The organism is Methylobacterium sp. E-045 (genome assembly GCF_022829685.1).
Lineage (GTDB): Bacteria > Pseudomonadota > Alphaproteobacteria > Rhizobiales > Beijerinckiaceae > Methylobacterium.
This window is the reverse complement of sequence record NZ_JAKSYE010000018.1, coordinates 1-908: the sequence shown is the minus strand read 5'-3', so window position 1 is coordinate 908 and position 908 is coordinate 1. Positions and strand designations below refer to the sequence as shown.

2 protein-coding genes are annotated in these 908 nt (G+C 54.5%); both read right to left on the bottom strand.

What is annotated here, in order from left to right; translation table 11 throughout:
- On the bottom strand, window positions 1-173 hold a 173-nt coding region (locus tag MKK51_RS01150; RefSeq protein ID WP_243974473.1), incomplete at its 3' end, for an SRPBCC family protein.
- Between the two features lie 63 nt (window positions 174-236).
- A complete protein-coding gene (locus MKK51_RS01145) occupies window positions 237-467 on the bottom strand; it encodes a hypothetical protein (RefSeq protein WP_243974471.1) in 231 nt (76 codons plus the stop codon).
- Window positions 468-908 lie beyond the last annotated feature (441 nt).

The window sequence follows — 908 nt, the reverse complement described above, 5'->3', positions numbered from 1 at the left end:
TCAACCATCGGATGCCATTTCGCGATGGCGCAGAAGCCGCCAATGAGCTTCCAGACAGTGGCAGGGGGTGCTTGGATCTCAAGGCTGCGGGAGACCTCCAAGGCGAAGCCAGGACCCGTCTGTGAGGCTAGGACTGCGAGGAAGCCGATTAGTCCGCCAATCGCTCGCTTCATGCCGTTCCAGCCTCTGCCGCAAAGCCACAAATCTCTACCGTCCCACCTGTAGACGGGCGGTACTCAGTTCATGGCGCGGAAGGGAGAAGCCAGCACAACCCGAATTTTACGAGCGGGAGCTGCATTGAAGCTGGCTGCCTGCTGCGACGGCTGCGTGGCTGCAAGGCTTGAGGCAGGGATCGTGATTGAGCTGGTGCCAGAGTAAACCGTAACCCGCCGATCCTCTGCTGAAGCGGGGACGAGCGAAGAAAATACGGTGGCAACAGAGAGAGAAAGAACCAGAGAAATCTTCATGAGGGCGGCCCGAGACGGAGCGAAATATTGCTTCCATAATGGTCAAGCTACGTCCCTGTTCCGAAAATAATAACCTGCTTGTCAGCGGAACTTTCCCAAAGCCAGCTATGCGACCTGAATTCATCGGCCGTTAGCGAATGGGGGCTAGCGCAACCTCCCCCCACCGATTTTCTGAAACTTCCTGAGATCCGTCTCCGTAGAGGAGGGCGTGTGCTCATTCGAGGGCAAAAGCGCGACGGCATCGCCTCGACGCTTCTATAGTCATGATCTCTCTGCCATTAGGCAGAAATTATCTAAATGTCACAGGAACTTAGAGAACATTTTTCTGCTTCTATAAAGACTGCTGACACAGTATTCTAGGAGATGAAAAATGAAGAAAGTTACTTTTACGCTTGCCGCTATGACCATCCTTGGCGGGCTCGCGCTTGGTGTAGGCTCGGC